Source organism: Proteus sp. CD3, from assembly GCF_008808075.1.
Classification (GTDB): domain Bacteria; phylum Pseudomonadota; class Gammaproteobacteria; order Enterobacterales; family Enterobacteriaceae; genus Proteus; species Proteus appendicitidis.
Window position 1 is genome coordinate 2,452,480 of the sequence record NZ_CP019686.1, and the last position, 19,365, is coordinate 2,471,844.

The following is a 19,365-nucleotide window of genomic DNA, read 5'->3' on the forward strand; positions in this document are numbered from 1 at the left end:
TGGGTGATAAATCTAAGAGAGCTATTTTTCTAAAATAACTGTCGCACAAGCATAACGCTGTTCATCAGCAAGTGTTACGTGAATAGAGTTTATCCCCGCTTTCTCTGCCATCTCTTTTGCAACCGCTAAAAAATGCAGTGTAGGTTTACCTAACTCATCATTACGTACTTCAAAATGATTAAAAGCTAATCCTAAACGGATACCTGTTCCTAATGCTTTTGCCGCAGCCTCTTTTACTGCAAACCGCTTAGCTAAAAAGCGTATTGGCTGTTTATGAGATTGATAGATTTCCCATTCTGTATCAGTAAGAATGCGACGAGCAAGGCGTTCACCAGAACGCCCTATAATATCTTCGATACGTGATATCTCGACGATATCCATACCTAAGCCAACAATAGCCATTAGCGACGCGCTTCTCGCATTAAGCGTTTCATTTCTTCAACCGCAGGTGCTAATCCACTAAATACAGCTCTACCAATAATTGCATGGCCAATATTCAGTTCATAAAGTTCAGGTAATGCGGCAATACGTTGCACGTTATGGTAATGCAAACCATGCCCTGCATTCACTTTTAAGCCTTTAGATGCGGCATAAGTCACTGCATCACGAATACGGACAAACTCTTTTTCTTGAGCCATTTCATCTTCTGCATCAGCATAAGCGCCAGTGTGGATCTCAATAAAAGGCGCACCAACACGGTCGGCTGCGTTAATTTGTTCATGGTCAGGATCAATAAACAGAGAAACTTTGATACCCGCTAAAGATAAGCGTTTAATTGCATCAGCAACTTTTGCTTCATTGCCAACAACGTCTAAACCACCTTCTGTTGTCACTTCTTGGCGTTTTTCAGGTACTAAACAGCAAAAATCAGGCTGTGTTTGACAAGCAATTTCGATCATCTCTTCGGTGACCGCCATTTCCAGATTTAATCTTGTCTGAACCGTTTGGCTTATCAGCATTAAATCGCGATCAGTGATGTGGCGTCTATCTTCACGTAAATGGATAGTAATACCATCAGCGCCGGCTTGTTCTGCAACAAAAGCCGCTTGAACAGGATCGGGATACGTTGTGCCTCTGGCATTACGAAGGGTGGCGATATGGTCAATATTAACGCCAAGTAGAATATCAGACATGCTCTTCTCCTGAAAAATAACGTTGCATTATCTTAGTTTACACATTCCATAGAGAAGAAAAAGACAATATTACTGTTCTGCCATCAATGCTCTTTTCTTTGGGGATTTTTTAATGACAAATTGTCTAAAAAGTTCTCTACTTTTTAATGGTTTTCCGCCTAAATAGGGCTTCAATGCCATTCGAGTAAACCTTTTCGCCGCTTTTAATGTTTCAACAGTAGGAAATTCGCGACTGGCTAAGGATTTTAATTCAAATCCGGTGAAACTATTATGATCAACTACTAAACTCGCAATAAAACCTTTTTCTTCCCGATAACGATAAGTCATCGAATCTGAAACTGGCTCTCCACTTCCGGCACAATGCAGAAAATCTAAGCCATAGCCAAGTTGTGTTAATAACGCGAGTTCAAAGCGTCTTAGTGCCGCTTCAGGTGTGGTATCGCTCGCTGCAAGAATTTGCAAACAGGAGAGGTATTCAAAAAAAAGTACACTATAAGAGGTACCATTTTCTAAAACGCGAGACAATAATTCATTAAGATACAAGCCACTGTATAGTACAGAGCCTGTCAGTGGTAATGCTAAAGAGATAGGTTCAGCATCACGAAGTGTTTTAACTTCTCCTCGCCCACTCCAACGAATGAGCAAAGGAGTAAAAGGTTGAAGCGCCCCTTTTAAGGGTGAACGACGGCCTCGCGCACCTTTTGACAATATGCGTACTCGCCCTTCATTTTCAGTGAAAAAATCGAGCAATAAGCTCGTTTCACTGTAAGGTCGAGCATGGATAACGAATGCACGTTGCCAGCCGTCCACTTCAGTTACCTACTTTAAATCGTCCACATAGCCAAGGCTACGTAAAGCACGTTCATCATCAGCCCAGCCCGCTTTGACTTTCACCCAAAGTTCTAAGTGAACTTTGTTTTCAAATAAGTCTTCCATATCCATGCGAGCTTCAGTACCAATTTTCTTGATTTTCGCACCTTTATTACCAATAACCATTTTCTTCTGGCCTTCACGCTCAACCAGAATTAATCCGTGGATATCATAACCACCACGCTCATTGGTAACGAATTGCTCAATTTCAACAGTGACAGAATAAGGTAATTCTTCACCTAAAAAGCGCATCAATTTCTCACGAATAATTTCTGATGCCATAAAACGCTGAGAGCGATCAGTAATATAATCTTCAGGGAAATGATGAATAGCTTCAGGTAAACATTTACGTACGATTTTCGCTATCGTATCGATATTCATGTCTTTTTCAGCACTGATTGGTACAACATCAAGAAAATCCATTTGTTGGCTTAAAAAGCCAATGTGTGGAAGTAACTTGGTTTTATCTGTCACGTTATCTACTTTATTAATTGCTAATAAAACAGGGCAACGTAATGATTTTAATTTATTTAATACCATTTCGTCATCAGGCGTCCAGTTGGTACCTTCAACAACGAAAATAACCAATTCAACATCACCAATTGAACTGCTTGCTGCACGGTTCATCAATCTGTTGATGGCTCGCTTTTCTTCGATATGCAAGCCCGGTGTATCCACATAAATCGCTTGGTAAGCACCATCTGTATCAATACCCATGATACGGTGACGCGTTGTTTGCGGTTTACGTGATGTAATAGAAACTTTCTGCCCCAATAATTGGTTCAGTAGTGTTGATTTTCCCACATTTGGGCGACCGACTATCGCAATAAATCCGCAATAGGTTTGTTCTTCGCTCATTCAAGCTCCAGTTGTATTAATGCCTGTTCAGCAGCGGCCTGTTCAGCTTTACGACGGCTTGTGCCCATCCCTTTGACAGGTTGTTCGATACCGCTTATCTGACAATGGATCGTAAACTCTTGATCATGGGCTTCGCCACGAACCTGTACCACAATATAAGAAGGTAATGGTAAATGACGGCCTTGCAAATACTCTTGCAAACGAGTTTTAGGATCTTTTTGCTTATCGCCTGGGCTGATTTCAGCCAAACGATTCTCATACCAGTTTAAAATAATTTTTTCGATATTTTGAATATCACTATCAAGGAAAATTGCACCAATTAAAGCTTCCACCGTATCAGCTAAAATTGATTCGCGACGGAAACCGCCACTTTTTAATTCCCCTGGACCTAAACGTAGACATTCACCTAGTTCAAATTCACGCGCTAATTCAGCGAGTGTATTTCCACGAACAAGTGTTGCTCTCATTCGGCTCATATCACCTTCATCAACACGAGGAAAGCGATGATAAAGTGCGTTAGCAATCACATAGCTTAGAATCGAATCACCTAAAAATTCTAAACGTTCATTATGCTTACTGCTAGCACTACGATGCGTTAAAGCCTGTAGTAATAATTCATTTTGCGTAAAAGTATAGCCCAGTTTCTTTTGTAACTGGTTTACTAATAAAGTATTCATGTGCGATCAATTTCCATAACTTAATTTGAAGCACACGCAACAAATCTGTTTAAGACAACGAGAAATTATCGGGTTGGATAACAGAACTGTTGCGTTTGCACTGGCTCCTGACAATACAGGAGCCAATCATATTTAAAGAAGCGACATATTCTACACTTAGATAAGAAGGAATGCTGTCGCTATTTTGTTAATAATTACTTAATGCCACCGATACGGCTAAAACGAACACCTGTTGGCCATTCATTCTCTACTTTTTCAAAGCTCATCCAAATTGTTGTCGCTTTACCTACTAAGTTTTTCTCTGGAACAAAGCCCCAGAAGCGACTATCTGAACTACCGTCTCGATTATCACCCATCATAAAATAATGACCTTCAGGAACAATCCACGTACCGACAGGTAATCCAGGTTGGATAAACTCAGGCATCGTCATATCACCGGGTATTGTCATAATACGGTGAGAGACTTTATCAATAGTTTCTACTCTTTCTTCTTCACGTAATTGAGTTGCTGTTGAAATAGGCTCCTCAATTGGAATAGATTTCATACCATTAATACGCTGACCACCCGGTACATTCTGTAATAACAACGTCCATTCACTTGGGTAAGCAGTACCATAAGTTACTGATATTTCTTCATTACAAATAGCTTTATCACAATTTGGATAGATATGAAGTTTTTTCGACATCATATCATAAACAATTTTATCGCCCGGTAATCCAATAACACGTTTAATAAAGTCAGTAGAAGGATCACGAGGATATTTAAATACAGCGATATCGCCTCGTTTAGGTTTCCCTGTATTAATTAACGTGGTTTGTGTAATTGGATCTTTTAATCCATAAGCAAACTTTTCAACCAAGATAAAATCGCCAACCAACAAGGTTGGCATCATGGAGCGAGAAGGTATTTGAAACGGCTCATACACAAATGAACGCAGAACCAAAACAATAATCAAAACTGGGAATAAAGAGCCTAATGTCTCTGCCCAGCTTGGTTTATTAATTGATTTTGCTAACTCTTGCTGATCCTCGGTCCCTTGCGTCATCTCTTGAAGACGCTTTAGTTTTGCTTTTCGGGCTGGCTTGAGCTTAAAGCGCTCAATTCCCCAAAAAACTCCCGTTATTAGCGTTGCCAGCGTTAGGATCAAGGCAAACGTGTTAGCCATGTTTTCTCCTTAAATTATTTATCTTTACCAACATGAAGAATGGCTAAAAACGCTTCTTGTGGTAGCTCTACGTTACCAATTTGCTTCATACGTTTTTTACCATCTTTCTGTTTCTGTAACAGTTTCTTCTTACGGCTAACGTCACCGCCATAACATTTGGCTAATACGTTTTTACGTAACTGTTTAACAGTTGAACGAGCAATAATATGGTTACCAATTGCCGCTTGGATGGCGATATCAAACTGTTGGCGTGGAATAAATTCTTTCATTTTTTCCACCAGCTCACGACCACGATAAGGTGCATTATCGTTATGTGTAATCAATGCTAAAGCATCAACACGATCACCATTAATCAAGACATCTACACGCACCATGTTAGAGCCTTGGAAGCGGATAAAGTTATAGTCTAAAGACGCATAACCGCGTGATGTTGATTTTAAGCGGTCAAAGAAATCTAATACCACTTCAGCCATCGGAATTTCATAAGTTAATGAAACCTGATTACCATGATAGACCATATTGGTTTGAACACCGCGTTTTTCGATACATAAAGTAATTACGTTACCTAAGTATTCTTGCGGTAATAACATATGACATTCAGCAATAGGTTCTCTGATTTCTTCAATGTTATTCAGTGGTGGTAATTTAGACGGGCTATCCACTAATACAATATCACCGTTAGTCATTTCAACTTCATAAACTACGGTTGGCGCTGTTGTAATCAGGTCTAGGTCATATTCACGCTCTAAACGTTCTTGAATAATCTCCATATGAAGAAGACCCAAGAACCCACAACGGAAACCGAAACCTAACGCGGAGGAGCTTTCTGGCTCATAGAATAATGAAGCATCGTTCAGGCTTAATTTACCTAATGCATCACGGAATGATTCATAGTCGTCAGAGCTAATTGGGAATAAACCCGCATAAACTTGTGGCTTAACTTTTTTAAAGCCTGGCAATGGTTTATCTGCTGGTTTTTGTGCTGCTGTTAAGGTATCCCCTACTGGCGCACCTAAAATATCTTTAATCCCACAAACAACCCAACCTACTTCACCACAATTTAATGATGTTGTGTCAATTTGTTTTGGCGTAAAAATACCAATACGGTCAATGTTATAAACCTGCCCCGTACTCATTACCTTGATTTTATCGTTTTTGCTGACTTTACCGTTTTTCACACGGATCAATGAAACAACGCCAAGGTAATTATCAAACCAAGAGTCAATAATCAGTGCTTGTAATGGAGCGTCTGCATCACCTTCAGGTGCTGGAATTTCTTTAACAAGACGTTCGATAACTTCTTTAACACCAATACCTGTTTTTGCAGAGCAACGCACTGCATCTGTGGCATCGATGCCCACAATGTCTTCAATCTCTTCAGCAACACGCTCAGGCTCTGCTGCTGGTAAGTCTATTTTATTTAAAACAGGAACGACGGTAAGATCCATATCCATCGCGGTATAGCAGTTTGCTAATGTTTGCGCTTCAACCCCTTGCCCAGCATCTACGACTAATAACGCGCCTTCACACGCAGCGAGTGAACGAGATACTTCATAAGAGAAGTCAACGTGTCCTGGGGTATCGATAAAGTTAAGCTGATAAACTTCACCGTCATCAGCGGTGTAATTCAAGGTTACGCTTTGCGCTTTGATTGTAATACCACGTTCACGCTCAAGATCCATAGAATCAAGAACCTGCGCAGCCATTTCACGATCTGATAAGCCACCACAAATTTGAATAATTCGATCTGATAACGTCGATTTACCGTGGTCAATATGTGCGATAATGGAAAAGTTACGTATGTTTTTCATTCTGAAATTATTTTTCTCTATTGCTTTGCTCTATAAATCTGGCTTTGGAGTCATTCATGGACACAAAGCGAAAACTCTATATTGCAGGAGTTATTATTGATGACGCATTCTACACACTAGAGACATTATACTCAAAGAAACGTTCATCAAACACAAACATTTATGCTAAGACTTGCATTTATTTGTAATTTTTTGCGGGTAATTTCCAGATATAGAAACGTGTTAATTTAAGATAGATATTATTACAAAAGCAGCATGACAAAAATAATGGGGCAAAGGCCCCATTATTTTAATCAACTCATTATTCTTGAATTTGAACTTTAAGTTCATGAGGTGGAAGCCCTATTTGCAATACAATAGGTTCAAAACCTTCATCTTTGCTCCACCAAGTCGCCACTTTTTTGGCCAATAAAAAACCAAGGGCGCCCCCCACAAGTCCACTACAAAAAATAGCAAATTCACTCGAAAACCAAAGGCTCGCAATGCCTGCGACAATAAATAAGCCAATAAGTGGCGTTAAATACACGAGCATTGCAGAAAGAAGTAGATTATTTTCAGGAATACCCACTTCCACTTTTTGCCCTTCAACTAAAGGTTGTGCAACGGGAAGTTCGAGTTGATGAACTGTCTCAGGTCCTATTTTATTTAATAAATAAGAGCCACACGCAGCGCGAGCTTGGCAACTACCACAGCCAGAAGAAGATCCGTAGCGTAATAACGCCCGTCCTTCATGCCAATGTATAACTGTTGCCCACTCTTTAACCATAACTTATACCCTTTTACTTTTTCGTAAATACAACACTATTAACTATCGCTTGTGCCGTAGAAAATGGTAACTGACCAATAAAGGTAATTTCATTACCTTCTTTGTCATAGGTATAAATTGTATTACGACCATACCTCAACATTTTATCGCGTTCGGGCGAATTAGCGTGTTGACCACTTTTATTAACATAAATAGAGAAATCAAATAAGCCATCGCTAAATAAAATAGACTGACTAAACTCAGTTTCAGAAATTTGATGATTACTGCGTTTTACCTCTTTAAAACCCTCAGGTAATTGGCCAACCGACCAGTTATAAACCAAAGGTTTAGCTTTTGGTACAAGTAATAAAGGAGGCATATTGACGGTACGTAACGAATTAAGTTCAGTTTCGACTTCACTCCCTTCATTAACGGTGATCACTCGAAATTGTTCAATGATGTCATTATTCTTATCTAACAGATCGACTCTTAAAGGTAGATATCTTTCTTCATCTATAAACAAGACATAATCATAACGGTCATTATTTTTTGATAGCACACGAACAACTCGGCTTGGAATATCACCAATATGTGTTCTACCTGCATCAATAAAATTATAATAACCAGATAATTCATTGAAATCTTGGTAAATGATAGATGGGATATAATCAACGATATGATCATTCCTTAAGCTAAAAGCATCTAAGCCCGGCTCAAAATAGCTAATTTCATCACCACGTTGAACGATTTCACGGCGAGTACTATCCATCTGCATTAATTGCGCAAGTGGTTTGCCATCAATAAGAGTGTGACGGTAGCGAATAGGAACAATACCTTGAGAATTGATATTGATAAAAGATAATTCATAGGTAGAGCTTTGACTTGTCTGACCCATCTTTTGCAACAAAGCCTCGACACTACCTGTTTGAGGTTGTGCCAAGGCTTGTATCGGCATTGACAGGCTGCCCACCAGCAATAAGGTGGATAACCATAATTTTTTCATTACGACTGTTTCATTCCCACACGTTATGTATACATTAACATTTATTATTACTGTGCTACTGCAGGTTGAGTTTCACCTTTAGCGTTAACTGGCGCTTCATTTTGTGGTGCATTATAGATGCGGCGATCTAACTCATACTGTTGCAACATTAATCCAAGGCGCTGATTACGCTCTTGTAAACGTGTTTGCTGGTCTTTACCTAAAGTATCATTTTGAAGATTTAAGCTTACTGGTGAACCTGAACCCATAATAGGTTGAGTATTAAATACAGGTGTATCTATTTGAAAATCTTCAGAACCACTTTTTCCATTATATTGCTGAACACCAACAATAACAGCTAATGAAACACAAGCCGCGACACCGATTTGAGTTAACTGACTTGCCCAAGGACGTAACGTTTGTAAGAAAGAGTGCTGACGCCATTGCGATGGCGCAGGTTGCTGCTCTTGCTGTTGTTCAGGACTTATGCGAACAGGTTCATTCTCTAAAGCGAGCGCAACGCGACTTGCGATATCGAAGTGGACTACTTCACCTACATCACCACGCATTGTGTCACGAATTAAATGGTAGCGTTGCCATGTCTCTTTCATGGAGTCATCACGAGCAATTGCACCCATTAATTCTTTATCAAGAACTTCGCCATCCATAAATGCAGAAAGTTTTTCTTTTTGCATGTAAAAGTACCCTTCAGTCAATGATGGTTCACCCACAATTAAAACTCTTGTATTAATGGTTGAACCTTATTATCAATAGCTTCTCGCGCCCTAAAAATACGTGAACGTACTGTTCCGACAGGGCAATCCATAATGACCGCTATCTCTTCATAGCTTAGCCCGTCAAGTTCCCGAAGTGTAATAGCAACCCTTAAATCTTCAGGTAATGACTCTATGGTGTGAAAAACCACTCTCCGTAACTCTTCAGACAACATTAAATTCTCAGGGTTCGAAATTTCTTTTAGTGCATTGGGTGATTCGAAATTTTCAACATCACTCGCATCTAAATCATTCGAAGGCGGACGTCGCCCCTGTGCGACCAGATAATTTTTTGCTGTATTCACAGCAATACGATAAAGCCATGTATAAAAAGCACTATCTCCACGGAAAGAACCGATGGCGCGATAAGCTTTAATAAAGGCTTCTTGCGAAACATCTGGTACATCGCCCTGTGGTACATAACGGGAAATCAGGCTTGCTACCTTGTGTTGATAGCGGATAACCAGCAAATTAAACGCTTTCTGGTCACCATTTTGTACCTTTTCAACCAACATTTGGTCCGTTAACTGCTCGCTCATTAGAGATGGACTCTCCCGAAGTCAAGCTTCGCACTATTTTTAAATGACTCCGTCATATTTACTCTCGTTATTCCTTCTCGTTTTTATGAGCTACAAGACTTAGAGCGCAAAAATAGTATGAAGTTCAATTCAATCATTATTTTAAGAGATGAATCACAAAAAAATCATCATGGTGATCACCCAACCAAAATGCAATTTGCCAATAAAAAAACGATAACACAATGATATTATTTAAATATATACGATTACTTACAACAATATATATTATCTTAACAAGATATTATTAAATATAGATTTAATAATATAAATAAAAGTCAGTTACCCAAGATTGGAACTTATCGGTATAGCTCCCTTCATTATTACGAATAATAAGTTCATCTATACTGCATTCAACACTGCTTTGATTTTGCCTTTGAAATGCCAACAAAATTCGATGATAAGGTTTATCTTCGCTGTCTTTAATATTAACGCGTTTTGCAACATTCCACTCTTTCTTTTCTGCAATTTCAATAAATTGCTCACCAATAGAATAAGGTAACACAACACAAAACAAACCCTCTTCGGCGATAAGTGATTGCACACTATCTAGCAATCCTTCGTGTGTTAAAGTTTTGGTATAACGTGCTTGCTCACGAACATCATTACGACAAGCAATTGCTGGCTCAAAATAAGGAGGATTACTAACAATCAAATCATACTTGTGTTGCGCTTGCTCTACATAATAATGAATATCACTATGATAAATATGAATAAATGAATGCCATTGTGACTCTTGGGCATTTTCTGTAGCTTGTAATGCTGCCTTCTCATCAAGTTCAATGCCATCAATACACTCAATCTTATTCGCTCGTTGAGCCAGCATTAATGCAATTAATCCACTCCCTGTGCCAATATCAAGTGCTCTTTTTACATTATCGATAGGCGCCCAAGCTCCTAATAAAACACCATCTGTACCCACTTTCATTTCACACTTATCATGAGCAACAAAAAATTGTTTAAATGTAAAACCACCTTTGCGTAATCCTGCTTTTTTCACTTTCTTTTGATTCATCTATTGGCTCTATTGATTTGTACAGCAATCTCTTTTTTATTGCTTATCAATCATGTCACGGAAAAAGAGATATATGGTAAGATAACGTTTCTACAACCCCTATCTTAACATTAAACTATTTGTATACGATGCACGCTTATTTAGATTAAGCCTAAAAACAACGAATACCTTCGTCTATCGGTAATATATAATGTGATAGCGGTAAATCCTCTGGCTTTTAGCGGGGGATAATGTCAAAATCCGCGCCCTAAACAGAGGTATACAATGACAGCCACGACATTTTCCAGTCTTGAACTTGATGAAAGTTTATTGACCGCATTAGAAGAAAAAGGATATCAACGTCCTACTGCTATTCAAGCAGATGCCATTCCTGCTGCAATGGATGGACGCGATATTTTAGGCTCTGCGCCAACAGGCACAGGGAAAACAGCGGCCTTTTTGCTTCCGGCAATTCAACACTTGCTTGATTATCCACGTAAAAAATCAGGCCCACCACGTATTCTTATCCTGACTCCAACACGCGAACTTGCCATGCAAGTTGCCGAACAGGCTAAAGAGTTATGTGCGCACACACATTTAGATATCGCCACAATCACGGGCGGTGTTGCTTATATGAATCACGCTGAAGTCTTCAGCGAAAACCAAGATATCGTTGTTGCAACAACAGGTCGTTTATTACAGTACATCAAAGAAGAAAACTTTGACTGTCGTGCAGTAGAAATGCTGATTTTAGATGAAGCAGACCGCATGTTAGATATGGGTTTCGCTAACGATATCGAAACTATTGCAGGCGAAACTCGCTGGCGCAAACAGACATTACTGTTTTCTGCAACACTGGAAGGTAATGCGGTTATTGATTTTGCACAGCGCATCCTCAACGAACCTGTTGAGCTTAATGCCGATCCTTCTCGCCGTGAACGGAAAAAAATTCAGCAGTTCTATTATCATGCTGATAATCTTGAACATAAAACAGCGTTACTGGCTGCATTACTGAAACAAGACGATGTTAAAAAATCGATTGTCTTTGTTCGTAAAAGAGAGCGTGTAAGAGAGCTTGTCACCGCGTTAGAAAAAGAAGGTATTAAATGTAGCTACCTTGAAGGTGAAATGGCGCAAACACAGCGTAACGATGCGATCAAACGTTTAGAATCCGGCAAAATGAATGTGCTTGTTGCCACAGATGTTGCTTCTCGTGGTCTTGATCTTGATGACATCACACACGTTTTCAACTTTGACTTGCCTCGTACTGCGGATGTTTACTTGCATCGTATTGGTCGTACAGGACGCGCGGGCCGCAAAGGTATCGCCATTTCATTAGTTGAAGCTCACGATCACCCATTATTAGGGAAAATTGGCCGTTACGTTCAAGAGCCAATTAAATATCGTGTTGTTGCAGAATTACGTCCAGAAACCAAAGCACCAAGCCTGAAAGCAACATTCAAACCTTCTAAAAAAGTGCTTGCTAAACGTAAAGCAAAAAAAGAAGAAGAGAAAAAAGCAGTTAAAGAAAAAGTGCGGACTCGCGATCGTAAAAATATTGGTAAACGCCGCAAAGCAGTTGCTGAGCATACAGAAAAAAAGATTGCACCTACTGCACCAGCTAAAGAAGCAAATACTGATAACGAATAATCTGTACTCTTGCTGAACTTATAAAAAAACCGTAGCGATATAATATAGCTACGGTTTTTTATTTTATCTTTTTTCTGCTTTTATATAGATATATAAATATAGATATATAAAAAAAGCCCGATATTTTCATATCGAGCTTATTATTAACTGATTACTTTAGTGAAAATTACAGGCTTTCTGTGAAAGTACGAGTAATAACATCACGTTGTTGTTCTGGAGTCAGTGAGTTAAAACGCACAGCATAACCAGAAACACGAATAGTTAATTGAGGATATTTCTCAGGATTGTTAACAGCATCTTCCAGTGTTTCACGGCTTAATACGTTAACGTTAAGGTGTTGACCACCTTCTACACGAACAACCGGTTTAGATTCTACAGGCACTTCACGGTATTCGATATTGCCTAACTCTTTACGGTTAATCACTTGGCCTTCTTCAAAACCTTTTTTAGCACAGATGCAACGAGCTTCGCCGTTTTCATCATCTAATAACCAGAAAGAGTGTAATAAATCGTCGTTATCAGCTTTAGTAATTTGGATACCAGTAATCATTTCGACCTCCAATTTGGGCGCAAAATCAAATTCCAATCTCATATCAGAACTTGGGTATTTGGTCTAACCAATGTTTCTGTCTACTTATATACCAGTATAAATGGCATCATTCTTTGATAAATATCAATAAAATTCATAAGCTCTTTGCCCTGTAAGGTGCAAAGTGTTGTTTTAAATCAACAATCATTTATCGTTGATTTGCAATTTTTTTTGTAAATTTTCAAATAAAAATTGAAGGAACAATTAATTTTTATTTTTGGACCGTAATATTTTCATTCCCCTGATGAAATCGGTAAGCTTAGACACTATAAGATATCAACAAGGATTTTAGGTTATGACTACACCATTAACTTGGCATGATGTGATAGGCGCTGAAAAAGAAAAGCCTTATTTTCATCAAATTATGTCTCAAGTCGCACAACAAAGAGCCGCAGGTAAAATTGTTTATCCTCCTCAAGAAGATATTTTTAATGCTTTTCGTTTTACGCCTTTTGATAATGTGAACGTAGTTATTTTAGGGCAAGATCCTTATCACGGCCCTAATCAAGCACATGGACTCTCTTTTTCAGTACGACCAGGCGTGCCAGCACCACCTTCATTAGTCAATATGTATAAAGAACTTGAAAAAGAATACCCTGATTTTAAACGCCCTAACCACGGCTATTTAGAAAGCTGGGCAAAACAAGGTGTTTTATTACTTAATACCGTATTAACGGTAGAGAAAGGTCAAGCTCATTCTCACGCTAACTATGGTTGGGAAATCTTTACTGACGCAGTAATTGAACAGATCAATCAGCGTAGAGAGGGGGTTATTTTCTTACTTTGGGGCGCTCATGCTCAGAAAAAAGGACGTTTTATTGATACAAATAAACACGTTATTTTAAAAGCACCTCATCCATCCCCGCTTTCTGCTCATAGAGGCTTTTTAGGTTGTGGTCATTTTAAACAAGCCAACGATATTTTACAGCAACAAGGTCGCAAACCGATTAATTGGCATCTTGACCCCATCGAATAAAATCATCCTATAAAACATAAAACCGCACAATAACAAGAATATTAAATAATCTTCGTATTGTGCGGTTTACTTTATCTACATGCAATAACTCATGTGATAACGAATGTTTTATCGATATTATTTAGAAACAATAACCATAGCTGGGCGCAATAAACGACCGTTTAAGGTGTATCCTTTTTGCATAACATCAACAACATGATTAGCGTCATGTGCAGGGCTATCAATTAAAGTCATCGCTTGGTGAACTTCAGGGTTAAATACCACATTTTTTTCTTCAACCACTTCAATTCCAAATTTATGAACAGCATCTAAAAATGATTTCAGCGTTAATTCTAACCCTTCAATCATTGGCTTTAATGATTCATTTTCATGATCAGCCGCAGATAAAGCACGCTCTAAATTATCGAGTACAGGTAACAACTCATTAGAAAACTTCTCAAGCGCAAATTTATGTGCTTTCTCAACATCTTGTTGAGTACGGCGACGAATGTTCTCAACTTCAGCTTGAGCGCGGATCATTGCTTCACGCTCTGTCTTTTGAGATTGCTCAAGTTGTTTTTCGAGAGAATCAACACGCGCTAATGCTTCCACTAATTCAGCTTGAGCATTAAAGTCCGCTTGTGCTTCTTCGGTCATTGTTGGCTCTTGAGACTCATTCATTGCAGATCCCATTCCTTCTTTTTCTTTTGAGGCTTGCTCTTCATGTACATTTTGTTCTTTACTACTCATGAACATCTCCGCGTAGTTTTGGTATTCATCTTCATATTTAGTTTATTATGGGGATCAATAAACGGGTTTCAAGGAATTGGCGCAAAACGAGGGTAAAAAAATGCCAGATAATACCGTAACAGACGAAAAACACTTTAAATGCATTGGCATTGTCGGCCATCCCCGCCATCCTGAAGCAATTTCAACGCATGAAATGCTCTATCATTGGCTATTGGCTCAAGGTTATGACGTTATTATTGATACACAAGTTGCTCAAGAACTAAAACTAGAAAATGCACAAACCGGTAATTTAACACAAGTTGGCAAAGTTGCTGATCTTGTCATTGTTGTGGGTGGTGATGGCAATATGCTTGGCGCTGCGCGTGTTTTATCTCGTTATAATATCAAAGTGATTGGTGTTAACCGGGGTAATTTAGGCTTTCTTACTGACCTTGACCCTGATAATGCCTTACAGCAATTAACCAATGTGTTAGCTGGGCACTATCATGAAGAAAAGCGTTTTTTACTTGAGGCAAGAGTCTGTGCTGAAGGTCAAAGAAATCGCATTGGTACAGCAATCAATGAAGTTGTGCTTCATCCTGGTAAAGTTGCTCATATGATTGAGTTTGAAGTTTACATTGATGATCGTTTTGCTTTCTCTCAACGTTCTGATGGCTTAATTATCGCAACACCAACGGGATCAACGGCCTATTCACTTTCTGCGGGAGGCCCTATTTTAACCCCAAATCTTGATGCAATTGCTCTTGTGCCTATGTTTCCACATACCTTATCGGCACGTCCTTTAGTTATCAGCAGTGATAGCCAAATTCGCTTAAAATTCTCACAAACAAATATCGATTATGAAGTGAGTTGCGATAGCCAATTAGTGTTACCCATTAAAGAAGGCGATGAAGTTATTATTAAGAGAAGCCGTCAAAAGCTCAATTTAGTTCATCCGACTGATTACAATTATTTTAATACACTCAGCTCAAAATTAGGTTGGTCGAAAAAAATGTTCTAATTTTTTTGCCTCACTACTTTACTGTATAAAAAACCAGTTTATACTGTATGTAATTACAGATATGTTTTTATACACAGGAGAGGCACTATGCTGACTCAATTAACCATTAGTCATTTTGCCATAGTCCGTGAACTTGAAATCGATTTCTCTGGTGGCATGACCACCATTACAGGCGAAACTGGCGCAGGTAAGTCTATTGCAATTGATGCATTAGGTTTATGCTTAGGTAACCGTGGTGATGCCAATATGGTGCGCCCTGGTGCAACTAGAGCCGATTTATGTGCACGATTCTCACTCTCTGATACGCCCTCAGCACAACGTTGGCTTGAAGAACATCATCTTGATGATCATAACGAATGCCTATTAAGAAGAACTATCTCTGCTGATGGGCGTTCTCGTGGTTTTATCAATGGCACTTCCGTACCTCTTTCACAATTAAGAGAGCTTGGTTCTTTACTTATCCAAATTCACGGGCAACATGCTCATCAGCAACTTCTAGAGCCTCGCTATCAAAAACAACTACTTGATATTTATGCCCATGAACCGGCTTTATTAAAAAGCATGAAGTCGGCGTATCAAACATGGCATCAAAGTTGCCAAACTTTAGCCGCTTTTCAGCAACTCTCTTTAGAACGAGAAGCAAGGCAGCAACTGGTTGATTACCATTTAAAAGAACTCAATGAATTTCAGCCAGTACAAGGCGAATACCCAGAATTAGATCAAGAATATAAACGTCTTTCTAACTGCGGTCAGTTTTTAACGCTAAGCCAAAATAGTTTACAAATTTTAAGCGACAACGAAGAGCAAAATATTTTAAGTATGCTCAATGTAGCTAAACATGAAATTACTGAACTGACCTCTATGGAAAGTCAGTTCAATTCACTACTAGAAATGTTAGAAGAAGCAACGATTCAAATTAGTGAAGTGAGTGATGAACTTCGTCATTATAGCGATCGCCTAGAGATGGACCCTAATCGCTTATTTGAAGTAGAAAAACGCATGTCTAAGTACATTAGTTTGTCACGTAAACATCGCGTTGCACCTGAAGAACTCTATGATCTTCATCAGCAATTAATTGAAGAGAAGAATGCCCTACTTCGTCAAAATGATGATTGTGACGCTTTAATAGAACAAGTCAAAGCTGACCATTTAATTGCATTAGATGTTGCAAAGCAATTGCATCAAGTTCGCCAGCAATATGCAAATGAATTAAGCCAACTAATCACTAACAGTATGCATCAGTTATCCATGCCACATGGTTATTTTACTGTTGATACCTATTTTGATGACAGCTCTCTGCAAATCGATGGTGCCACAAAAGTTGAATTTAATGTCACCACAAACCCAGGGCAACCTCATCAAGCGCTTTCTAAAGTGGCTTCAGGAGGTGAGTTATCACGTATTGCACTCGCAATCCAAGTGATCACCGCAAAAAAAATGGATACTCCTGCACTTATTTTTGATGAAGTCGATGTAGGTATCAGTGGCCCAACAGCAGCTATTGTGGGTAAATTATTACGTGAGTTAGGCGAGTCTACTCAAGTTATGTGTGTAACTCACTTACCTCAAGTTGCAGGTTGTGGTCATCAACACTATTTCGTTAATAAAGAGACAAATGGTGAAGAAACTGAAACAACCATGAAACTGTTATCGAAAAAAGAGCGTCTACAAGAGCTAGCCCGTTTGTTAGCAGGCAGTGAAGTCACCAAAAATACCTTAGCAAATGCGAAAGATTTGTTGGCTGCATAACGATTAACAAACTTTTATTGATATTTAGGGTCATAGGCAGAGTGTGAAAGGTTTTCAATTGCTGCGTTGTCGATTATCATCGTCACTATGACCCTAAAAGGAATGTAATAACCATGCGTTTTAAACTGTTAAAAGTTGCCGCCTTATCTTTAGTCGTAATGACTTCAGGTTGCTCTATGTTCGAGAGACTGGTTTATCACCCAGATATCAATCAGGGAAATTATTTAACGCCAGCCGAAGTCGCAAAAGTTCAGCAAGGAATGACACAGCAGCAAGTTCAATTTGCCCTTGGTACGCCAATGCTTAAAGATCCTTTCGGAAGTCAGACTTGGTATTATGTTTTCCGTGAAGAGCCTGGTCATCAGAAAGTACGTCAAGAGACGCTGACCCTGACTTTTGATAGTAATGGCATACTGACTAAGATTGATAAACAAGGCAATATGCCTAACTTCTCAGTGCCTGAAACAAAATCGTAATACGATAACAGCGCTAAGAAAGCTTAGTTTTGTATAAGATTGGCAAAAACGAATTGCACCCCATACGTTAAGGTTGACGTTGGGGTGTGTTTTTATAAAGAGAAATTGCTTTTATAACAGTGTTGTCTTGTATTGTGTCTGTCTGTAATCAAACGGCCTATCAATGCAGTATATGATGCTCTCCCTATTGGGCAAAAAAGCATAATATTAATCCGCTTTTTGTCGTGCTTTCTCAGCACGTTTACGACGCATTTCTTTAGGATCAGCAATTAAAGGTCGATAAATTTCAACTCTATCACCGTCTCGCACATTATCGCTTAACTTTGCAGGTCGGCTATAAATGCCCACTTTGTTCTTAGTTAAATCAATATCATTACAAATCGTTAAGATATTTGAAGCAATTATGGCTTGTTCAACAGTGTCCCCTAATGTTAATTCAACAGGGATAAGGTACTGTTTGTCAGGCAACGCATAGGTTACCTCTACCGATATTTTAGTCACGATAGATCTCTTTCGCTCTGAGAGTAAATGCTTGAACCATATTATTCGTTAAATCCTTAAAAATACGTCCAAAAGCCAACTCAATTAATTTATTAGTGAACTCAAAGTCTAGCTGAAATTCTATTTTACACGCATTATCATCAAGTGCGGTAAACACCCATCCTCCAGTTAATTTACGAAAGGGACCATCAACAAGACGCATATCAACACGTTCATTAGTCTTTAAAAAGTTATGGGTAGTAAATGTTTTACTAATTCCCGCTTTAGAGACATTTATTGATGCAATCATTTCCTCTGGAGTGCTTTTGATCAGTTTACTTCCAACGCATCCTGGTAGAAAATCAGGGTAAGTAAGAACATCATTAACCAGTTTAAACATTTGCTCTGTGCTAAAAGGGACAAGAGCAGATCGACTAATCTGAGGCATAGTTATTCCTGTACGACAACACTGTGTGTGATCATATCATTGAACAGTGACTAATTAAAAATCTAATGGAATATAGCTTAAGTTTTATGCAATTGAAAAGAAAACAGTCGGTTAAATGATTTCTTTCTATTGCTCATACAGTATAATGTGGACATTATGACAAAGAAAAAATCACACAAACCAGGTTCTGCGACCATTGCGTTAAACAAACGCGCTCGCCATGAATATTTCATCGAAGATGAGATAGAAGCGGGCTTGGCGCTCCAAGGCTGGGAAGTTAAATCACTGCGAGCCGGTAAAGCAAACATCAGTGATAGCTATGTTATCATGCGTGATGGCGAAGCTTATCTTTTTGGTGCAACGATTACGCCTTTAAATGTTGCATCAAGCCATGTCGTTTGTGATCCGACACGTACCCGTAAACTATTATTAAAACAGCGTGAACTTGATAACCTTTATGGTCAAATCAACCGTGATGGTTATACCGTTGTTGCACTTTCTCTTTATTGGAAAAACGCTTGGTGCAAAATCAAAATTGGCGTTGCAAAAGGTAAAAAAGATCACGATAAACGTGAAACCATTAAAGATCGTGAGTGGAAATTAGACAAAGCACGTATTATGAAAAATGCTAACCGCTAAATTGCGTTAAGTACTAGCAATGACAAGTATTTTTCTGATATACTC

At 38.8% G+C, this 19,365-nt stretch carries 22 protein-coding genes; 6 read left to right on the top strand and 16 right to left on the bottom strand.

From position 1 onward, the window contains the following. Window positions 1-21: 21 nt before the first annotated feature. From acpS to trmN, 12 genes are all read right to left on the bottom strand, one after another. Window positions 22-402: a holo-ACP synthase gene (gene acpS / locus BTA34_RS11190; RefSeq protein WP_069367826.1), complete on the bottom strand. Its 381-nt coding sequence runs from the start codon at window positions 400-402 to the stop codon at window positions 22-24. Beyond that, the gene (gene pdxJ / locus BTA34_RS11195) at window positions 402-1,133 is read right to left on the bottom strand and encodes a pyridoxine 5'-phosphate synthase (RefSeq protein WP_151435657.1); all 732 of its coding nucleotides are present in this window, start codon (window positions 1,131-1,133) and stop codon (window positions 402-404) included. The genes acpS and pdxJ overlap by 1 nt, the downstream gene beginning before the upstream one ends. Window positions 1,134-1,202: 69 nt before the next feature. After that, window positions 1,203-1,943: a DNA repair protein RecO gene (gene recO, locus BTA34_RS11200; RefSeq protein ID WP_151435658.1), complete on the bottom strand. Its 741-nt coding sequence runs from the start codon at window positions 1,941-1,943 to the stop codon at window positions 1,203-1,205. Window positions 1,944-1,952: 9 nt separating this feature from the next. Then, window positions 1,953-2,861 (bottom strand): GTPase Era, encoded by a 909-nt coding sequence (gene era, locus BTA34_RS11205; protein WP_151435659.1) that lies wholly within the window; start codon window positions 2,859-2,861, stop codon window positions 1,953-1,955. Further along, on the bottom strand, window positions 2,858-3,538 hold the full coding sequence (gene rnc, locus BTA34_RS11210; RefSeq protein ID WP_069367822.1) for a ribonuclease III: 681 nt from the start codon (window positions 3,536-3,538) through the stop codon (window positions 2,858-2,860). Before rnc ends, era begins: the two co-directional genes overlap by 4 nt. 194 nt (window positions 3,539-3,732) lie before the next feature. Continuing rightward, complete coding sequence (lepB, locus tag BTA34_RS11215) at window positions 3,733-4,704, bottom strand: signal peptidase I (protein WP_099073675.1); 972 nt, start codon at window positions 4,702-4,704, stop codon at window positions 3,733-3,735. Window positions 4,705-4,718: 14 nt separating this feature from the next. Then, a complete protein-coding gene (lepA, locus tag BTA34_RS11220) occupies window positions 4,719-6,515 on the bottom strand; it encodes a translation elongation factor 4 (protein ID WP_023581598.1) in 1,797 nt (598 codons plus the stop codon). 301 nt (window positions 6,516-6,816) lie between these two features. Then, the gene (rseC, locus tag BTA34_RS11225; RefSeq protein ID WP_151435660.1) at window positions 6,817-7,281 is read right to left on the bottom strand and encodes a SoxR-reducing system protein RseC; all 465 of its coding nucleotides are present in this window, start codon (window positions 7,279-7,281) and stop codon (window positions 6,817-6,819) included. Window positions 7,282-7,294: 13 nt separating this feature from the next. Continuing rightward, the gene (gene rseB, locus BTA34_RS11230; protein ID WP_151435661.1) at window positions 7,295-8,263 is read right to left on the bottom strand and encodes a sigma-E factor regulatory protein RseB; all 969 of its coding nucleotides are present in this window, start codon (window positions 8,261-8,263) and stop codon (window positions 7,295-7,297) included. A 47-nt stretch (window positions 8,264-8,310) separates the two neighbouring features. Next, a complete protein-coding gene (rseA, locus tag BTA34_RS11235) occupies window positions 8,311-8,937 on the bottom strand; it encodes an anti-sigma-E factor RseA (RefSeq protein WP_265576071.1) in 627 nt (208 codons plus the stop codon). Window positions 8,938-8,975: 38 nt separating this feature from the next. After that, the gene (gene rpoE, locus BTA34_RS11240; RefSeq protein WP_006533574.1) at window positions 8,976-9,554 is read right to left on the bottom strand and encodes an RNA polymerase sigma factor RpoE; all 579 of its coding nucleotides are present in this window, start codon (window positions 9,552-9,554) and stop codon (window positions 8,976-8,978) included. A gap of 295 nt (window positions 9,555-9,849) precedes the next feature. Next, a complete protein-coding gene (gene trmN / locus BTA34_RS11245) occupies window positions 9,850-10,605 on the bottom strand; it encodes a tRNA(1)(Val) (adenine(37)-N(6))-methyltransferase TrmN (RefSeq protein WP_151435663.1) in 756 nt (251 codons plus the stop codon). A gap of 264 nt (window positions 10,606-10,869) precedes the next feature. Here trmN and srmB point away from each other — a divergent pair, with 264 nt between their 5' ends. Then, window positions 10,870-12,234 (top strand): ATP-dependent RNA helicase SrmB, encoded by a 1,365-nt coding sequence (gene srmB / locus BTA34_RS11250; protein WP_265576072.1) that lies wholly within the window; start codon window positions 10,870-10,872, stop codon window positions 12,232-12,234. 166 nt (window positions 12,235-12,400) lie between these two features. On the opposite strand, the gene grcA is transcribed toward srmB, so the two are convergent. Continuing rightward, the gene (grcA, locus tag BTA34_RS11255; RefSeq protein WP_023581591.1) at window positions 12,401-12,784 is read right to left on the bottom strand and encodes an autonomous glycyl radical cofactor GrcA; all 384 of its coding nucleotides are present in this window, start codon (window positions 12,782-12,784) and stop codon (window positions 12,401-12,403) included. Between the two features lie 334 nt (window positions 12,785-13,118). Between grcA and ung the strand changes: the two genes are divergently transcribed. Next, window positions 13,119-13,799: a uracil-DNA glycosylase gene (gene ung / locus BTA34_RS11265; RefSeq protein ID WP_151435664.1), complete on the top strand. Its 681-nt coding sequence runs from the start codon at window positions 13,119-13,121 to the stop codon at window positions 13,797-13,799. Window positions 13,800-13,916: 117 nt separating this feature from the next. On the opposite strand, the gene grpE is transcribed toward ung, so the two are convergent. Further along, window positions 13,917-14,528 carry a nucleotide exchange factor GrpE gene (gene grpE / locus BTA34_RS11270; protein ID WP_151435665.1) on the bottom strand — a complete coding sequence of 204 codons (612 nt, stop codon included), beginning with the start codon at window positions 14,526-14,528 and terminating at the stop codon, window positions 13,917-13,919. A 100-nt stretch (window positions 14,529-14,628) separates the two neighbouring features. On the opposite strand from grpE, the gene nadK reads away from it, so the two are divergent. From nadK to bamE, 3 genes are all read left to right on the top strand, one after another. Then, on the top strand, window positions 14,629-15,528 hold the full coding sequence (nadK, locus tag BTA34_RS11275) for an NAD(+) kinase (RefSeq protein WP_151435666.1): 900 nt from the start codon (window positions 14,629-14,631) through the stop codon (window positions 15,526-15,528). An 87-nt stretch (window positions 15,529-15,615) separates the two neighbouring features. Then, on the top strand, window positions 15,616-17,277 hold the full coding sequence (recN, locus tag BTA34_RS11280) for a DNA repair protein RecN (protein WP_151435667.1): 1,662 nt from the start codon (window positions 15,616-15,618) through the stop codon (window positions 17,275-17,277). A 113-nt stretch (window positions 17,278-17,390) separates the two neighbouring features. Continuing rightward, window positions 17,391-17,753 (top strand): outer membrane protein assembly factor BamE, encoded by a 363-nt coding sequence (gene bamE / locus BTA34_RS11285; protein WP_151435668.1) that lies wholly within the window; start codon window positions 17,391-17,393, stop codon window positions 17,751-17,753. Between the two features lie 207 nt (window positions 17,754-17,960). Here bamE and BTA34_RS11290 read toward each other — a convergent pair whose 3' ends face one another. Continuing rightward, on the bottom strand, window positions 17,961-18,254 hold the full coding sequence (locus tag BTA34_RS11290; RefSeq protein WP_151435669.1) for an RnfH family protein: 294 nt from the start codon (window positions 18,252-18,254) through the stop codon (window positions 17,961-17,963). After that, entirely contained in the window at window positions 18,247-18,681 is a 435-nt protein-coding gene (locus tag BTA34_RS11295) for an SRPBCC family protein (RefSeq protein WP_069367808.1), read from the bottom strand. Before BTA34_RS11295 ends, BTA34_RS11290 begins: the two co-directional genes overlap by 8 nt. 156 nt (window positions 18,682-18,837) lie before the next feature. On the opposite strand from BTA34_RS11295, the gene smpB reads away from it, so the two are divergent. After that, window positions 18,838-19,320 carry an SsrA-binding protein SmpB gene (smpB, locus tag BTA34_RS11300; RefSeq protein ID WP_109370996.1) on the top strand — a complete coding sequence of 161 codons (483 nt, stop codon included), beginning with the start codon at window positions 18,838-18,840 and terminating at the stop codon, window positions 19,318-19,320. Window positions 19,321-19,365 lie beyond the last annotated feature (45 nt).

Coding starts and splice junctions, on each gene's coding strand:
- acpS (WP_069367826.1), bottom strand. CDS start 402: ATGGCTATTGTTGGCTTAGGTATGGATATCGTCGAGATATCACGTATC.
- pdxJ (WP_151435657.1), bottom strand. CDS start 1,133: ATGTCTGATATTCTACTTGGCGTTAATATTGACCATATCGCCACCCTT.
- era (WP_151435659.1), bottom strand. CDS start 2,861: ATGAGCGAAGAACAAACCTATTGCGGATTTATTGCGATAGTCGGTCGC.
- rnc (WP_069367822.1), bottom strand. CDS start 3,538: ATGAATACTTTATTAGTAAACCAGTTACAAAAGAAACTGGGCTATACT.
- lepB (WP_099073675.1), bottom strand. CDS start 4,704: ATGGCTAACACGTTTGCCTTGATCCTAACGCTGGCAACGCTAATAACG.
- lepA (WP_023581598.1), bottom strand. CDS start 6,515: ATGAAAAACATACGTAACTTTTCCATTATCGCACATATTGACCACGGT.
- rseC (WP_151435660.1), bottom strand. CDS start 7,281: ATGGTTAAAGAGTGGGCAACAGTTATACATTGGCATGAAGGACGGGCG.
- rseB (WP_151435661.1), bottom strand. CDS start 8,263: ATGAAAAAATTATGGTTATCCACCTTATTGCTGGTGGGCAGCCTGTCA.
- rseA (WP_265576071.1), bottom strand. CDS start 8,937: ATGCAAAAAGAAAAACTTTCTGCATTTATGGATGGCGAAGTTCTTGAT.
- rpoE (WP_006533574.1), bottom strand. CDS start 9,554: ATGAGCGAGCAGTTAACGGACCAAATGTTGGTTGAAAAGGTACAAAAT.
- trmN (WP_151435663.1), bottom strand. CDS start 10,605: ATGAATCAAAAGAAAGTGAAAAAAGCAGGATTACGCAAAGGTGGTTTT.
- srmB (WP_265576072.1), top strand. CDS start 10,870: ATGACAGCCACGACATTTTCCAGTCTTGAACTTGATGAAAGTTTATTG.
- grcA (WP_023581591.1), bottom strand. CDS start 12,784: ATGATTACTGGTATCCAAATTACTAAAGCTGATAACGACGATTTATTA.
- ung (WP_151435664.1), top strand. CDS start 13,119: ATGACTACACCATTAACTTGGCATGATGTGATAGGCGCTGAAAAAGAA.
- grpE (WP_151435665.1), bottom strand. CDS start 14,528: ATGAGTAGTAAAGAACAAAATGTACATGAAGAGCAAGCCTCAAAAGAA.
- nadK (WP_151435666.1), top strand. CDS start 14,629: ATGCCAGATAATACCGTAACAGACGAAAAACACTTTAAATGCATTGGC.
- recN (WP_151435667.1), top strand. CDS start 15,616: ATGCTGACTCAATTAACCATTAGTCATTTTGCCATAGTCCGTGAACTT.
- bamE (WP_151435668.1), top strand. CDS start 17,391: ATGCGTTTTAAACTGTTAAAAGTTGCCGCCTTATCTTTAGTCGTAATG.
- BTA34_RS11295 (WP_069367808.1), bottom strand. CDS start 18,681: ATGCCTCAGATTAGTCGATCTGCTCTTGTCCCTTTTAGCACAGAGCAA.
- smpB (WP_109370996.1), top strand. CDS start 18,838: ATGACAAAGAAAAAATCACACAAACCAGGTTCTGCGACCATTGCGTTA.